Source organism: Flavobacterium psychrophilum (genome assembly GCA_001708385.1).
In the GTDB taxonomy this organism is placed as follows: Bacteria; Bacteroidota; Bacteroidia; order Flavobacteriales; family Flavobacteriaceae; genus Flavobacterium; species Flavobacterium psychrophilum_A.
The window spans coordinates 2,144,996-2,160,364 of the sequence record CP012388.1; the positions used below are offsets into that span (position 1 = coordinate 2,144,996).

Here is a 15,369-nt window from a genome sequence, read left to right on the forward strand (position 1 = left end):
AATAAATACTCTTTATTATGAAAAAGATTTTCCTGCTATTTTTGTTGGTATCTGCAAGTACATTTGCCCAAAAACCCGTTTTTACAACCGCAAAGGTTAAAGCGGCCACCGTATATTTTAATGCTGCCGAAATTACACAGTCGGCGGCTGTTAGCCTGCCTGCGGGCACTTCTGAAATTGTTATTAAAAACGTTGCTAACTACCTTAATGAAAATACGGTTCAGATTGGTGTTCCTGCGAATATCACTGTTCTGTCGGTACAATTCACCAACGATTACATTTCAGAATTTGAACCCGATGAAACATCGCCCGTTATTAAAAAAGTGCGCGACAGCATAACACTGGTTCATAAGGAACTTGCATTAGTTGCCAATCAAAAAGCATCCGAACAAAAAATACTTGAACTATTAGACAAAAACAACCAGGTGTACGGTCAGCAATCGGGACTTAGTGTTGCAGAACTTATCAAGATGGTAGACTACTACAAAGCAAAACGTACCGAAACAGCGAACGCCATAAATGCCTTTACTTTAAAAGAGCAAAAACTAACCGAAACACTTTCGCGACTTAATAGCAAACTGGAAATCAACACCAGTAAGGAAGAAAAAACATCTACAGGCAAACTGGTATTGCAGGTAATGAGCGATGCCACCATAAGCACAAACCTCGACATTAGCTATCTTACGCAGAATGCAGGCTGGACTCCGTTTTATGATCTAAAGGCAGACAATACCACCTCCCCAATTAATATGCTGTATAAGGCACAGGTAGTACAACAAACGGGTATTGACTGGAAAAAAGTAAAGCTAACATTATCAAGCGGTATGCCCAACCAAAGCAGCTACGCCCCCGAGCTTAGCACATGGTTTTTGAGTTTAGCTACCAATACAGCTGAAGGCTCATTTGATAAAGAGTATGCCGTTGCTGCTCCTCAGGCACTTCAGGAAGTTGTCGTAGAAGGCTATCGTACTACTACCAAAACAAAATCTTCAATTTCAAATTATACGACTATTACTGAAAACCAAATGAATATTTCATTTGATATTGATTTGCCGTATGACATTCTTAGCAATGGGAAACAGCACAGCGTTACGCTTAAAGAAATAAAGCTGCCCGCTACCTACAAGCATTATACCGTACCTAAACTGGAACAGGAGGCCTTTCTGCTGGCAGAGATAAACGACTATTCTAAATACAATCTTCTTAAAGGCGAAGCCAATATTATTTTCGAGGGCATGTACATTGGTAAGACGCGTATTAATCCGTCGCAAACAACAGATACACTAAACCTTAGCATGGGAAGAGATAAGAAAATATCGGTTGAGCGCGAAAAAGTAGCCGAAAAATCGGGAACAAAATTCCTTTCTTCCGGCAGGGAGCAGATGTTTACTTATGACATTATTATCCGTAATAATAAAAAAGAGGGTGCAAAAATTACGGTTAAAGATCAATACCCTATCAGTACCGATAAGGAGATTGAAACCTTATTATTGCAAAGTGACGGCGCAAAAGTGGAAGCAGAATCGGGAATACTTACATGGGAACTTAATCTTAAACCGGGAGAAAATAAAAAACTGAGGATTAGCTACAAAGTTAAACATCCCAAAAACAGAAGTGTCGATAACTTATAATGTTTTGTTAACCAATATTTTAATATCAAATCTTCATAGTAATTTTAATACAATAACCAATTAACTTTTTTGCTATGAAGACAAAATTATTATGGCTATCCCTGTTATTTACCGGAATAGGATTTTCACAAACATTAGAGCTTGAAGAATTTGCAGATGGGTTTGAGAGCCCTTCTGAAATAGTTAATGCCGGAGACGCACGATTATTCGTTGCAGAGCAAAGCGGCCACATAAGGATACTGAATGCAGATGGTTCGGTTGAGGAAACAGATTATCTGGATTTAAGTTCTCTGGTATCTTTTACTGGTGAAAAAGGCTTACTGGGACTTGCCTTTCACCCCGACTATTCAAATAACGGCTACCTGTATGTAAATTATGTTAACACTGCCGGCAATACAGTTATTGCCCGCTATACAAGAGGCGCAAGTGCTACCAGTGCCGATCCTGAATCTGCATTGATTATGCTTACTGTAGATCAGCCTTATGACAACCATAAGGGAGGATGCCTTCGTTTTGGCCCGGGAGGCTATCTTTACATAGCTATGGGTGATGGGGGCAGCGCCGGTGATCCGGAAAACAGAGCACAGAATATAAACGTTCTTTTAGGAAAAATTTTACGCCTTGATGTAAATGCTGCTGCACCTTATATTCCTGCCGGTAACCCTTACGTTGGTATAGATGGCGCCGATGAAGTATGGGCTTTCGGATTGCGTAATCCATGGAAATTTTCATTTAACAAAGCCAATGACGATTTATGGATAGCTGATGTTGGCCAGGGGGCGGCAGAAGAAATAAATAAATCATTATCATCACTATCAAACCTTAATTACGGTTGGAGATGTTATGAAGGTACACTTGAATATAATCTTAGCCAATGTACAGATCCAATAAATTACACTGCCCCTGTAGCTCAATATATACACGAAGGCACATCACGCTGCTCTATTACCGGTGGATATGTGTATAACGGTACCGCATATCCTAATATGGTTGGGAAATACTTTTTTGCCGATTACTGTACCGGTGAAATAGGCACTGTAGATGCTGAAAACACACTTGCGTGGCTGGGCGACTTTGGCGGAAGTTTTACAACATTTGGCGAAGATGCAGATGGTGAGCTATATATAGCAGACGGAGGAGGAACTGTATATAAAATTACAGATACGTCTGTAGCAGGTCTTGACGATTTTGCAAATAACATGTTCACACTTTACCCTAATCCTGCGCACAGTGAAGTATACATCGGGCTTAAAGATGCATCTTCAGGCCGTGCAAGTATATATGATATACGTGGGCAATTGATTATTGACCAGCCGATAGCAGGTAACGAATCTAAAGTAGATACTTCAATGCTGCAAACGGGAGTGTATATACTGTCGTTAGAAGCATCAGGTACAAAAACCAACAGAAAGCTTATTATCAATTAATAGTTCCTTTTAAACACCAAAACCAAAAAGCCCTGCTGAACTATTCAGCAGGGCTTTTTAACATTATTGCTAAACATACTCCATCAATTACAATGCCGAAAAAAATATTTAACAGAAATACAACTAAAAATATGTTTTGTACTCAATTACGCCAAAATAAAACAAATTTGTGAAGGGTATCTTACAGACAGAAAAACATTGTAATTTAGGGATAACGATTAAATCCAATTAATTATGAAAAAAGTTTACATGACCGTGCTTGCGCTTGCTTCACTAACAGGCTTTGCACAAACCACAACTTGCAACACTGTGGTTATTAACGATACCGAAGAACAGAACGGTACATTTATCAGCGGACAACAAGGGCAAAGAGCTGCGGCAGACATTCCTATTACAGCCGGGCAGGAAATCATTATTTCCCAAATAAAGGTGACCCTTGCCAGTAAAGAAGTGCCTACTTACATCAATTTCCGTTTTTACGACAATATACTGGGTGTTCCTGAAGATCCGGAAGTTGCGTCTTCTTATGTTCCTAATGAAACTTTATTTGACGTTACAAATACAACAGTAGGCGAATTTGAAGTTATTGCCTACGATGAAATGCATGATTTCTACATTCGTAATATAACTGTAAATCTAGCCGAGCCAATTCACTTAAACGGTGACAATGTGGAAGACCGTTACTGGATGGGCGTACTCTCTGACGCTAATGCATGGGCAAGTACTTCACATTATTTAACAGGAGAAGGTGTAGTGGGTGAATCTTTAGCAATGGGAGCAGGAGAATGGTTTCAGCTTACAAATTTAGAACAGATATATGAGCTAACTGCCGAATGTAATTTCCTTGGCACATCAGAATTTAATAAAAGACTGGTTTCCTTATCTCCTAACCCTGCAACAGACGTAATTAACATTTCATTACCTGATGGTATAGGTGTTAAAAACACATCTGTTTACACGGTAGCAGGCCAGCTAGTACACGAAACTGCCGGCGATGCACAACAAATTGACGTTGCCCCGCTTGCAAAGGGTGTATATGTTGTTAAAGTTGCTGCTGCTAACAATGCGGTTTACAATAACAAGTTCATCAAGAATTAATACAATAGGTTGAGTTACAAATGAAAATACCATCCGCCTGCGCGGATGGTATTTTTTATTATACAATAACGAAATGTATTAAATCTCGTTAAGCATTTTAGAAATTTCATCCAGTTTAGGCGTAAGGATAATTTCTATCCTTCTGTTTTTCGATTTACCTTCGGCTGAATCGTTTCCGGCTACAGGAGCAAATTCACTTCGGCCCGCTGCCGTAAGATTTTTAGCATCCACACCTTTATTTTCGCGAAGTATGTGCACTATAGCAGTAGCACGTTTTGTAGAAAGATCCCAGTTATCATTAATCTGCCCGCTGCCGTTGTAAGCAACATTATCAGTATGACCTTCTATAAGCACAGAAATATCGGGGTTTGCAGCAAGTACTTTACCTACTTCCACTACCGCTTTTTTACCTTCAGCACCTACATTCCAGCTTCCGGACCCAAACAATAGCTTGTTTTCCATAGAAACATATACCTTACCGTTTTTCTGTTCAACGGTAAGACCCTTACCTTCAAAACCGTTTAGCGCTTTAGACAGCGTTTCTTTCAGTTTTTTAAGTCCGGCTTCCTGTGCAGCGATCATTCCTTCCAGTTCATCTACACGCTGAGAGCGATCCTGCAATTCCGCTTTAAGCTTATTAAGCCTTTCCTGCTCTGCGGTAAGTGCTTTTTGCTTTGCTTCAAGCTCTGCTAAAAGTTCACGGTTTTTCTTGCTTATAGTAGCATTGGTCTCGCCGCTGCTTTTTTCAAGATCATTGTAAGACGACTGTAAATTATCAAATCCTGATTTTGTAGAAGCGTAGTCTTTAGATAGTTTATCCCTTTCAGATTTTAGCTTATCCAATTGCGCCTGAAGGTCTTTTGACTTAAGATCAAGTTCATTACGCTCTTTACTAATGGCTTTATTTTCGTCAGAAAGTGTCCTGTTTTCTTTTTTAAGGTCGGCATATTTAGTCTCTAAATCGGTATATACCTTTTTAGACACGCAGCTGGTCATTAGTGCCAAAGCCAGCAATCCCGCCGAAATTGTTTTAATTCTCATTATGTTTCTGTTTTATTGGTAATCTAAATCTACTCAAACTCTACCAGTATGGGGCAGTGGTCGCTGTGTTTGGCTTCCGGTAAGATTACTGCACGTGTAAGACGCTCTCGCATAGGTTCTGTAGCAAGTGCATAATCAATACGCCACCCCTTGTTATTGCCACGCGCACCTGCGCGGTAACTCCACCAACTGTAATTGTGCGGCTCCTTATTAAAATGACGGAAAGTATCTATAAATCCGTTTTTAAGGAATGCGTCAAGCCATGCTCTTTCTTCGGGTAAAAACCCTGAAACTTTTGCATTACGCACCGGGTCATGAATATCTATTGCTTCATGGCAAATATTATAATCGCCACATATAATAAGGTTCGGGATCTCCTTTTTAAGGTTGTCTACATACGCATTAAAATCGCGCATGTACATAAACTTATGATCGAGCCTGTCTATGTTAGTGCCTGACGGAAGATACAGGCTCATTACAGAGAAGTCATCAAAGTCCAGCCTTAAATTACGGCCTTCAAAATCCATATGTTCTATACCAGTACCATAAACCACATTGTTGGGTTTGTGCTTAGAAAACACCGCAACACCGCTGTATCCTTTTTTTTGTGCCGAAAACCAATAATGGTAAGAGTAGCCTGCTTCTTCAATTTCATGAATAGCCACCTGATCATGGGTAGCTTTTATCTCCTGCAGGCAAATAATATCCGGGTCGGCCTGCTTAAGCCAGTCCATAAAACCCTTTGTAAAAGCGGCACGAATACCGTTTACATTGTAAGAAATAATCCTCATTGTGTGTAGTTTGAATTCCAAAAGTAACCAAAAAACCAAACAAATGGAATAGTTTGAAAATATTCAGCCATAATAGCCTTTACAGCAGGCAGATACACAACATTTTAATAAAAAAATTAAATAAAATAATCGTCCTATACGTTTCGCTATAATTGTTATCTTTGTTTTTCGCCCGAAACACGAAATGTAGATGAGTTTAGTTACAGCTAAAGAAGTTGCAAAAGCAATAAAGACTGACAAATATGGGTTTTTAGGTACTTTTTCAGGCTGGCTTCTGATGAAGATCCTAAAGATCTCCACAATGAATAAAATATACGACAGGAACAAGCATCTAACCGATCTTGAGTTCCTGAATGCAATACTTGATGAATTTCAGATAAAATTTGAAATTCCTGAAGAAGACCTTAAACGACTTCCTAAAACAGGACCATATATTACCGTTTCTAACCACCCCCTTGGTGGTATAGATGGTATTCTCCTTTTAAAATTAATGGTAGAAAGAGACCCTGATTTTAAAATTATAGCGAACTTCTTGCTGCACCGTATAGAGCCACTTAAGCCGTATGTAATGCCGGTTAATCCTTTTGAAAACCATAAAGATGCCAAATCGAGCGTTGCAGGTATTAAAGATGCGCTTCGCCACCTTAGCGATGGCAAACCCCTTGGAATTTTTCCTGCGGGAGAGGTTTCAACATACAAAGACGGCAAACTGGTTGTAGACAAACCTTGGGAAGAAGGCGCCATGAAGCTTATTAAAAAAGCAAAAGTGCCGGTTGTACCAATTTACTTCCATGCTAAAAACAGCCGTTTGTTCTACTGGCTTTCTCAGTTAAGCGACACATTAAGAACAGCAAAACTGCCATCGGAACTGCTTACCCAAAAAGACCGTGTTATTAAGGTACGTATTGGAAAACCAATTCCTGTATCTGAACAGGATGACCTTAAAACACTGGAATCTTACACCGAATTTATACGTATAAAAACGTATATGCTGGCTAACCCTTTTGAAAAAGAAACCAAACTTATAGACACTTCCCACCTTAACCTTAAGATGTCTTCACGAGGACCTAAGGACATTGCATTGCCTGCCAACCACGACAAAATTATGGCAGAGGTAGCTGCACTGCGCAAAGGTGATTACCGCCTGCTGCAAAGTAAAAACTATGAGGTGTTCTTTGTTTCGGCAGATAAGATACCCAATATCTTACACGAGCTGGGCCGCCTTCGTGAAATTACCTTTAGGGAAGTAGGGGAAGGTACTAACGAATCGCTGGATCTTGACCAGTACGACAAGTACTATCACCATATGTTCCTTTGGGACGATGAAACAAAACAAATTGCAGGAGCCTATCGCATGGGGCTTGGTACCGAGATCTATAAAAAATATGGTATAGACGGGTTTTATATGCATGACCTGTTCAGGTTTGAGCCTGAATTATACGACATGATGAGCAAGTCTATAGAAATGGGACGTGCTTTTATCATCAAGGCATATCAGCAAAAACCAATGCCTTTATTCCTTTTATGGAAAGGCGTTGTACACACTACGTTACGTTATCCTGAACACAAATTTCTTATTGGTGGTGTAAGTATAAGTAACCAGTTCTCTGATTTCTCTAAATCACTGATGATTGAGTTTATGAAATCGCATTATTATGATCCGTATATTGCACAATACATACACCCTAAGAAAGAATATAAAGTAAAACTTAAGGATGCCGATAAAGACTTTGTTTTTAACGAAGCTGAATCCGACCTTAACAAGTTTGATAAATTTATTGAAGAAGTAGAGCCGGGTAACCTTAGGCTGCCTGTACTGATTAAAAAGTACATTAAACAGAATGCAAGGGTTGTTGCTTTTAACGTAGACCCGCTATTCAACAACGCTGTTGACGGACTAATGTACATACGCATTGCCGATCTTCCTGAAAGTACTGTTAAACCGGTTATGGAAGAGTTTCAGGCAGAACTGGAACGCAAGGTTGCCGAAAAGGGAGAAGAACATATCTAAAATAAAAATGCCCTCTTGTGAGGGCATTTTTATTAGAATGAACTATTTGTAAGATCTGAAAAACCTGTTTCAACTGCTTTAGGATCGGGACCAAACTTATTAGGGCCGCGTACACCTTCAATAGTCCACAGGTAGATAACGTAAAAGTTAACAACAGGAATGAAGGCTAAGACGATCATAATAGTTTCTTTATCAATATCATGTAATCTTCTTACTCCAACAGCAATAGAAGGAACAAGCACTGCAAGTCCATAAATAGCTGCTAAAAACCCTATACCGGTCACACTATCTATAACTCCCAGAATTGCAGATATAATAAAATTTACCAGCATAAAATACCATAATTCGCTTCTTCTTGCGCGTCCTGAAAAGTTAGCGTAGTTTTCTTTAACTACTTTTAAATACCACTGTACCATGTTAATAATTATTTAGATGTTGGTTGTCCTACTCGTAAGGATTTTCGGCTACTCCCCGTTTTTAGGATGGATTCAGCTTCCATAATATGAATACTAAAATACGCCCTTTTATCCTACAATTTAATCTACAATTCCAACTCTAACAATTAATTAACTTTTATAAAGAACTTACCCAACAGGCTCCCACAATTCTATTTTATTGCCTTCGGGGTCTAAGATCCACCCAAACTTACCATAATCATAAGCTTCGGGTTCACCAATAATAGTGACACCTTCTTCTTTTAGTTTTTCTATAAGGTTATCAAAGTTGCTTACCCTGAAGTTCTGCATAAACTGCTTTTGCGACGGGCTAAAATAATTGGTATCGGCAGCAAATGGCGACCATTGCGTAGAAGCATCATTTCCGTTTGCATCCTTCCATAAAAAAGTACAGCCGTAATCGTTAGTATCCAGACTCAGGTGTTTTTTATACCAGTCCCGTAACGCTGCCGGATTTTCCGACTTAAAGAAAAAGCCACCTACTCCTGTTACACGTTCTTCTTGCTTGTCAATATCAGGTTCACCAAAATAAACAGCTTTTATTTTATCTATAATTACCTGTGCAAGTCTTTCATGGCTTTCAAAAGTCCAGCCTGCGATATGCGGCGACAACAATACGTTATCTGCTTCTAAAAGATATTGAAAAGCCTCCGGTATTGTTCCGTCACTAAACAAATGCTCAAATGACGATTTTTCGTATTCCAGTACATCAAGCGCAGCACCCAAAATCCTTCCGGACTGCAATGCTTCAGTCAGGTCATGTGTCGCCACACTTTTACCCCTTGCTGTATTTATTAACCAGAAGGGCTTTATAAATCCGTTAATAAAATCGGAATTTACCATTCGGTTAGTCTCAGGGGTCCACGGCGTGTGCAGACTAAGCACATCAGCCTTTTGCTGCAACTCTTCCAACGAAACCTGTTTAGCATTGGCATCGCCAACAGCTGGTTTTATATCATAGCAAAGCACTTCCACATCAAAGCCTCGTAACTTCTTTGCGAACGATTTACCCATGTTACCATAACCGATAATACCAACGGTCTTTCCATCCAACTCATGTCCGCGGTTGCCTTCACGAATCCACTGCCCGTTGCGAATTTGCCTGTCGGCACGGTTAAGATTATTGAATAACGAGAGTAACATCCCCAATGCCTGCTCCCCTACCGCATTGCGATTGCCTTCGGGTGCAGCAATCAGGTGAATGCCTTTACCCTCAGCATAATCGCAATCTATACTTTCAAGCCCTGCGCCAACACGTGCTATAAACTTAAGATTTGTTGCAGCATCAAGAAAGGTCTTATCAATATCAAAACGGCTGCGAATAACGATGCCATTGTAATCTGCTATCTTAGCCTCAATTTCTTCTTTAGATGATGTGTAGTCGGAATGGTTTTCAAAACCTGCTGCCTCCAGCTGATTCCATAGAATTGGATTGTTGCTATCTATGTGGAGAATTTTTACTGTGTTTTTCATTGTAAAAAAGTTATACAGCAAAGTTAATCACTTACTGTATAGCGCGCTTCATGCTACACTAAATATTTAATGACTACGTTGTAAGATAAATCATTACTTTTATTGTAAACTGTCAAAGCTATGAAACACCTATTACTTTTTTTATTACTTAGTAGTGTTTGTTCTGCTCAGCAGCAATTTAAAAACAACACAAAAGTTACAATTTGCAGGCTTGTAAATTATGATGAAATAGGACCTTGCAGCATAGAATATTACGCTAAAAAACTAAAGCGTACAGGCCATTACATACAGGCAATGGAATCTTTTAACGATACATTAGCCTATAACCTTTTGCAACTGAAAACTGAAGCCCTGACATGGAATAAAGAACCTTTAATCTGTGGAGAAGAATCAGTCGGAAAAGCACTTGTAACCAATATGTTTATTATAGAAGTAAATAGCCAGAAGGATACCGTATTTACTACACCCGATAACAAGGCAGTATTCTTTCCAAACGAGCAACATCAGTACCATGCTCCTCAAAATAATATTTCATCTGTATTTACTAGGGATATAACCGACTTTTTTAAAAGGGATTTCGCTACCGAGATTTATCTATGGAAGATGGATTCTATCCCTGCAAAAAGCATCAGACTCAAAGAAAAATCTTTTTATGGAATGACAAGAAAAGAGTTTGAAAAAGAAATAAGCTATTTTAGCTTTACGAGAACCGACTCTACCTATATGCCCAACGGAAAATTCTTCAGGGAAGTTAAGTCCTACTACATCGGCGATACCAAATTTAGTTTTGATGGACTCGAGGGTATGATAAGCGAACTTCTTATTGACAAGTATTCGGCCAATCCCGGAATTAACGATATCGTCTATATAGATGGCGTAAAATTGGGTGATCCCGAAGACGTGCTATGCAATAAATATGACAATTCAGTTTCGCTAAAAAATTGGGATGCGCCACTAAGTGCTATAAATAATTACTACACCTACGAGGTTTATCTCAACAACATGGAAGGCCTTGTCCGGTACACGGTGCGGAATAAAATAATATACTCAATCCATGTGGAGTTTAAATATCCAAACGGACCAAAGAAAAAGAACAAAATGGTAAAGGCAAAAAGTAAGTTGTTAAAACCCTAAAATAATCTTAGCGATTGAGAAATAAATAAGGATACCGCATATATCATTACTCGTTGTAATGAAAGGCCCTGTAGCCAAAGCGGGGTCAATACCAAATTTATTAAGAAGTATAGGCACAAACGTACCTATAAGCGATGCAATTACAATTACAGATATTAGCGATACGCTTACAGTAAGGCCAACCTCGTAACCAACATCCAAAAGGAAATGGCTTCCTAATATTAATATAATTGCCAGTATAGATCCGTTTAAAAGGGTAAGCAATACCTCTTTTACCAAACGGTTCCATAACGATCCGCTAATGCTGTTGTTGGCAAGACCCTGTACAATAATCGCCGACGATTGTACACCAACATTACCTGCCATCGCTGCAATAAGCGGGGTAAAAAAGAAAAGCTGTTTGTGGTTTTCCATAGCGCCTTCAAAAATGCCAAGCACTTTTACGCTTACAAAACCACCCAGCAATGCCAGTATAAGCCACGGTAAACGTGCTTTGGTAAGGTCAAGTATGCTGTCATCCGCCTCAACGTCCTGAGAGATACCTGCTGCTAACTGATAATCCTTGTCGGCTTCTTCCTTGATAACATCTACGATATCATCTATGGTAATACGCCCTACGAGCCTACCCAGCTCATCTACCACAGGAATAGCCTCAAGGTCATACTTCTGCATGATACGCGCAACCTCAACATCCGGGGTAGTAACTTTTACAAAATCTACTTTAGGGATATAAACATCGCTAATGGGCGCTTTGGTAGAGGTAACAAGTAAATCTTTTAGCGAAAGCCTGCCTTTAAGCTTGTTTTCGTCATCTACCACATAAATAGAATGCACACGCTGAACGTTTTCCGCCTGAACGCGCATTTCCCTGACACAGGTAAGGACGGTCCAGTTTTCGTTTACCTTTACAAGCTCTTTACCCATTAAACCACCTGCGGTATCTTCGTCGTAACGAAGCAGGTCTACAATATCTTTAGCGTGTTCTGCATCAAGAAGCTCCTGTATTACCTCCTCTTTTCTTTCTTCGGGAAGTTCGGCAATAATATCGGCAGCATCATCGGTGCTAAGCTCATCAAGCTCTTCTGCAATTTCTTTTGGCGAAAGGTCTTTTAATATCTTTTCACGTACTTCCTCATCCAGCTCAAGCAATATTTCTGCTGTCTTTTCACTGTCAAGGATATGGAACAGGTAGCTGGCTTCACTGCTGTCCAGCTCCTCCATAATCTCGGCAATATCAGCGTAGTGAATATCCTCGAGTAATGCAACTAATTGCTCCTCACGGTTTTCACTTATATATTGCTCAATCTGAGCAATAAAATCTTTGCTGATTTTAAACTCCATTCGCCGCTATTTTTTGGGTAAGATCTATAAACTGCTCCACCGAAAGCTGTTCCGGACGGAGGTCAAAGATAGTATCTTCCTTTAAATTTTCAGATAGGTTGTATGTTTTTAAACTGTTACGAAGGGTTTTCCTGCGCTGGTTAAATGCCATTTTTACTACTGCAAAAAACAGTTTTTCATCTACCGGAAGGTGATAGTTTTCTTTACGGATAAGCCTAAGCACTCCCGATTTTACCTTTGGCGGCGGATTGAACACATGCTCTGATACCGTAAAAAGATATTCGGCATCATAGAAAGCCTGTACCAGGACCGATAAGATACCATAGGTTTTACTACCCTTTTTCTCGCAGATACGCTCGGCTACTTCTTTCTGGAACATGCCCGAAAATTCCGGAATACGGTCGCGAAGCTCTAACGTACGGAAAACAATTTGCGTTGAAATATTGTACGGAAAGTTACCGATTATAGCAAAAGGCTCATCGGCAAAATCTTTGGTGATGTTGTACTTTAAAAAATCTTCAGAGATAATCTTACCATGAAGCTTTGGGTAATGCGCATTAAGATAGGTTACCGATTCGGTGTCAATCTCAATTACATATGTTTCTATGGGTTTCTCTAAAAGATATTTGGTTAGCACGCCCATACCGGGGCCTATTTCAAGCACTTTTTTATAGCCGTTTAGCGTTAGCGTATCGGCAATGTCTTTTGCTATGCTTTCATCCTTAAGGAAATGCTGCCCTAAGTGTTTTTTGGCTTTAACTTTATCCATATTTATAGCCCGCAGCAACAGGCCGGGGCGGCTTTTTTAAGCGTTAAATTCTTTTAGTACCTCAAGCTCCGTTCTAAAGGCAAGCATTTTGTCGCCAAACAGGCGTGCTCCTTCTTCCCTGAAACGGGGTGCATCTTCTTCATAATACGCTTCCAGCTTTTCTGCACTTTCAGCAAAATACTGGGCAGAATAGGTTGACCCTCCCATTTCTTCAACAATCAGTACTTTTACAAGCGTAGCTCTTATAAATTTTCCTGTTGAAAGAATCTCGGGAATATGTTTTTCAGTCATCCATAAAAGCCATTGGTCATGTACGCTGTCGTCTATATTTACGGTTACGTTATATATTATCATTGTTTTTTTGATTTTTGGTGATGCGGTAATTTGGTTATCAGTGATGCACAGTGCAAAGTTACAATTAACTATTGGTATCTCCGCGAAGTAATCTAAACTGCTTACGGGCCTCAACAAAATAGATGCTGTCCTGGTGCTCAAAGATCACTTTTTCATAGAGTGACTTTGCCTTTTCAGGATCGGCTAGCTTTTCATTGTAGATCTCTGCCGAGAAGAAAAGCGCCTCATCTACATAAATACCCTCTTTATAATTGTCTATAATCTGCTGGTAATTTTGCAGGGCAAGATCATACTGCCCCTGGCTTTCGTATATTTTACCAAGTCGAAGATGCGTAACATCTTTAATGCTTTTGGTCTGGTCTTTATCTATAAGCTCCTTAAACATGATAAGGGCTTCTGGTTTTTTATTTTGGTAGAGCTTAAAGTCGGCCTTGGCAAATTTTTTAAGTGCCGTTTGTGTACTGTCTTCAACAGTGTTATCAATGATAAGCAGGAAAATTTCAAGTGCATCATTGGCAATAAGCTGTGATGATGAGGATTTAAGCACTTTAAGCTGTTTCTGTGCCCAGTCGAAGTCGCCTTTAAAATAACTGGTGCGTGCAACCTTAAAACTCGCCTGATGCCCTACCGCATCATTTTTAAGATCTTCTTCAACCTGCGCATAGTAAATTATAGCCTGATTGAATTTTTCATCCAGCAGTAATATATCCGACAGCTTCATTTTGACCTCAGCAGTCTGATAACGGTTCAACTGTAATTTAAGCGCAGCGTTAAGGGTTTCTATGGCTGCTTTGGTGTTTTTAAGGTGAAAGCCTTCAAAGTCGGCTTTCAGTACCTGTAGATCTAATGTATAAGGCGTTGTACCATATTGTGCCAGCAATGCTTCTATACGCTGTTTTAATACAGGGTAGTCTTTATCTTTTGCTATTTCAATGTCCATAGCCAAAAGGTCAAACTGCGCCTGCATCTGCAAATCCGGCTCATCGGTATTTTTCAGGATGAAGTCCAGTATCTCGCGGGCAACCGCATCTTCATCTTCTTCAATAGCAAGATGGGCCAGGTTTACAATATTCATAAACAGTTCCGGCTGCCTTTTAAAGATTGCTTTCTCCTGGATAAACGCCTTACCGTAGTCTTTTTGCTGAACAAAGTACCAGCTTAAAAACTGGTTCCAGAAGATATCCTGCGTCTTCTGAGTATTTACCAACAAAGCTTTTCGCAGGGAAGCGTTAAATGTCTCGCTGCTTTCCTCATTCATAAAACGCCCTAACTGATTTTGAACCAGTGGAAGGCTTTGCTGATTGTTATATGCGTATGACAGCAATTTCTCTATCATCAGGTCGGTGTTACCTAACTGCCCCTGAATAAGCGCCAGTTGGTAATCAAAATTCATGCTTTTGTTTATGGCTGTTGCCGTATCATAGGCTTTAATAGCATATTCCAAAAGTACTTTCTGTTCGAATGCGCTGGCAATAGTATAAACATACGACGGATTATCGGTTACTGCTTTTATCGCCAGATCGTAGTTTTTATTTGCTTTAGATGTTTCTTTTTGTAACTGATAATTATACCCTATCTCGACATATAATAATGGCTGATTTGACCTCGCAAGTTTATCTGACAGGAATTTACCGGCCTCCGCATATTTTTGAAGCTGTTGGTAACAAGCCGCTATCTTCTGAATGAAAAACGTATTATTGGGCTGTTTCTGTTCCAGTTCCTGATACATTACCAATGCTTTTTCAAACTCCCCTTTTTCGAAGTAATTGTAGGCAAGCTGCTCGTTTTGCGCAAACACCGCAACCGAACAGAAAAACGCTATAATGGCAAGTATCTTTTTCATA

Annotated in this window: 12 protein-coding genes and 1 pseudogene; 5 read left to right on the forward strand and 8 right to left on the reverse strand. The window is 39.7% G+C overall.

Annotated features, from left to right (window positions below; genetic code table 11):
* Positions 1 to 17 precede the first annotated feature (17 nt).
* The 3 genes from ALW18_09235 (at position 18) to ALW18_09245 (ending at position 4,156) form a co-directional block, all read left to right on the forward strand.
* Positions 18 to 1,631, forward strand: a complete 1,614-nt coding sequence (locus ALW18_09235; GenBank protein AOE52674.1) for a hypothetical protein — start codon at positions 18 to 20, stop codon at positions 1,629 to 1,631.
* A 74-nt stretch (positions 1,632 to 1,705) separates the two neighbouring features.
* Positions 1,706 to 3,058 (forward strand): hypothetical protein, encoded by a 1,353-nt coding sequence (locus ALW18_09240; protein ID AOE52675.1) that lies wholly within the window; start codon positions 1,706 to 1,708, stop codon positions 3,056 to 3,058.
* A gap of 234 nt (positions 3,059 to 3,292) precedes the next feature.
* On the forward strand, positions 3,293 to 4,156 hold the full coding sequence (locus ALW18_09245; GenBank protein AOE52676.1) for a hypothetical protein: 864 nt from the start codon (positions 3,293 to 3,295) through the stop codon (positions 4,154 to 4,156).
* A 78-nt stretch (positions 4,157 to 4,234) separates the two neighbouring features.
* On the opposite strand, the gene ALW18_09250 is transcribed toward ALW18_09245, so the two are convergent.
* Together ALW18_09250 and ALW18_09255 are read right to left on the reverse strand one after the other, a co-directional pair.
* A complete protein-coding gene (locus tag ALW18_09250; GenBank protein AOE52677.1) occupies positions 4,235 to 5,197 on the reverse strand; it encodes a cell envelope biogenesis protein OmpA in 963 nt (320 codons plus the stop codon).
* A gap of 29 nt (positions 5,198 to 5,226) precedes the next feature.
* Entirely contained in the window at positions 5,227 to 5,988 is a 762-nt protein-coding gene (locus tag ALW18_09255) for an exodeoxyribonuclease III (protein AOE52678.1), read from the reverse strand.
* Between the two features lie 190 nt (positions 5,989 to 6,178).
* On the opposite strand from ALW18_09255, the gene ALW18_09260 reads away from it, so the two are divergent.
* Complete coding sequence (locus tag ALW18_09260) at positions 6,179 to 7,999, forward strand: glycerol acyltransferase (GenBank protein AOE52679.1); 1,821 nt, start codon at positions 6,179 to 6,181, stop codon at positions 7,997 to 7,999.
* Between the two features lie 32 nt (positions 8,000 to 8,031).
* Here the strand turns inward: ALW18_09260 and ALW18_09265 are convergent, their stop codons facing one another.
* Positions 8,032 to 8,415, reverse strand: a complete 384-nt coding sequence (locus tag ALW18_09265; GenBank protein AOE52680.1) for a hypothetical protein — start codon at positions 8,413 to 8,415, stop codon at positions 8,032 to 8,034.
* A 567-nt stretch (positions 8,416 to 8,982) separates the two neighbouring features.
* Positions 8,983 to 9,927 (reverse strand): annotated as a pseudogene (locus ALW18_09270) (2-hydroxyacid dehydrogenase).
* Positions 9,928 to 10,047: 120 nt separating this feature from the next.
* On the opposite strand from ALW18_09270, the gene ALW18_09275 reads away from it, so the two are divergent.
* A complete protein-coding gene (locus ALW18_09275) occupies positions 10,048 to 11,061 on the forward strand; it encodes a hypothetical protein (protein ID AOE52681.1) in 1,014 nt (337 codons plus the stop codon).
* Here ALW18_09275 and ALW18_09280 read toward each other — a convergent pair.
* The 4 genes from ALW18_09280 to ALW18_09295 all read right to left on the reverse strand — a co-directional run bounded on the left by ALW18_09280 (position 11,050) and on the right by ALW18_09295 (position 15,368).
* Complete coding sequence (locus tag ALW18_09280; protein AOE52682.1) at positions 11,050 to 12,402, reverse strand: magnesium transporter; 1,353 nt, start codon at positions 12,400 to 12,402, stop codon at positions 11,050 to 11,052. The genes ALW18_09275 and ALW18_09280 overlap by 12 nt on opposite strands.
* On the reverse strand, positions 12,392 to 13,171 hold the full coding sequence (locus ALW18_09285; GenBank protein ID AOE52683.1) for a 16S rRNA methyltransferase: 780 nt from the start codon (positions 13,169 to 13,171) through the stop codon (positions 12,392 to 12,394). The genes ALW18_09280 and ALW18_09285 overlap by 11 nt, the downstream gene beginning before the upstream one ends.
* Before the next feature lie 36 nt (positions 13,172 to 13,207).
* The gene (locus ALW18_09290) at positions 13,208 to 13,525 is read right to left on the reverse strand and encodes a hypothetical protein (GenBank protein ID AOE52684.1); all 318 of its coding nucleotides are present in this window, start codon (positions 13,523 to 13,525) and stop codon (positions 13,208 to 13,210) included.
* Between the two features lie 64 nt (positions 13,526 to 13,589).
* The gene (locus tag ALW18_09295) at positions 13,590 to 15,368 is read right to left on the reverse strand and encodes a hypothetical protein (GenBank protein ID AOE52685.1); all 1,779 of its coding nucleotides are present in this window, start codon (positions 15,366 to 15,368) and stop codon (positions 13,590 to 13,592) included.
* Between the last annotated feature and the right edge of the window lies 1 nt (position 15,369).

Bases quoted from the DNA above. Each gene is read 5' to 3' on its own strand.
- ALW18_09245 (AOE52676.1), top strand. From the start codon at position 3,293: ATGAAAAAAGTTTACATGACCGTGCTTGCGCTTGCTTCACTAACAGGC.
- ALW18_09260 (AOE52679.1), top strand. From the start codon at position 6,179: ATGAGTTTAGTTACAGCTAAAGAAGTTGCAAAAGCAATAAAGACTGAC.
- ALW18_09250 (AOE52677.1), bottom strand. From the start codon at position 5,197: ATGAGAATTAAAACAATTTCGGCGGGATTGCTGGCTTTGGCACTAATG.
- ALW18_09295 (AOE52685.1), bottom strand. From the start codon at position 15,368: ATGAAAAAGATACTTGCCATTATAGCGTTTTTCTGTTCGGTTGCGGTG.
- ALW18_09255 (AOE52678.1), bottom strand. From the start codon at position 5,988: ATGAGGATTATTTCTTACAATGTAAACGGTATTCGTGCCGCTTTTACA.
- ALW18_09285 (AOE52683.1), bottom strand. From the start codon at position 13,171: ATGGATAAAGTTAAAGCCAAAAAACACTTAGGGCAGCATTTCCTTAAG.
- ALW18_09280 (AOE52682.1), bottom strand. From the start codon at position 12,402: ATGGAGTTTAAAATCAGCAAAGATTTTATTGCTCAGATTGAGCAATAT.
- ALW18_09290 (AOE52684.1), bottom strand. From the start codon at position 13,525: ATGATAATATATAACGTAACCGTAAATATAGACGACAGCGTACATGAC.
- ALW18_09275 (AOE52681.1), top strand. From the start codon at position 10,048: ATGAAACACCTATTACTTTTTTTATTACTTAGTAGTGTTTGTTCTGCT.
- ALW18_09265 (AOE52680.1), bottom strand. From the start codon at position 8,415: ATGGTACAGTGGTATTTAAAAGTAGTTAAAGAAAACTACGCTAACTTT.
- ALW18_09235 (AOE52674.1), top strand. From the start codon at position 18: ATGAAAAAGATTTTCCTGCTATTTTTGTTGGTATCTGCAAGTACATTT.
- ALW18_09240 (AOE52675.1), top strand. From the start codon at position 1,706: ATGAAGACAAAATTATTATGGCTATCCCTGTTATTTACCGGAATAGGA.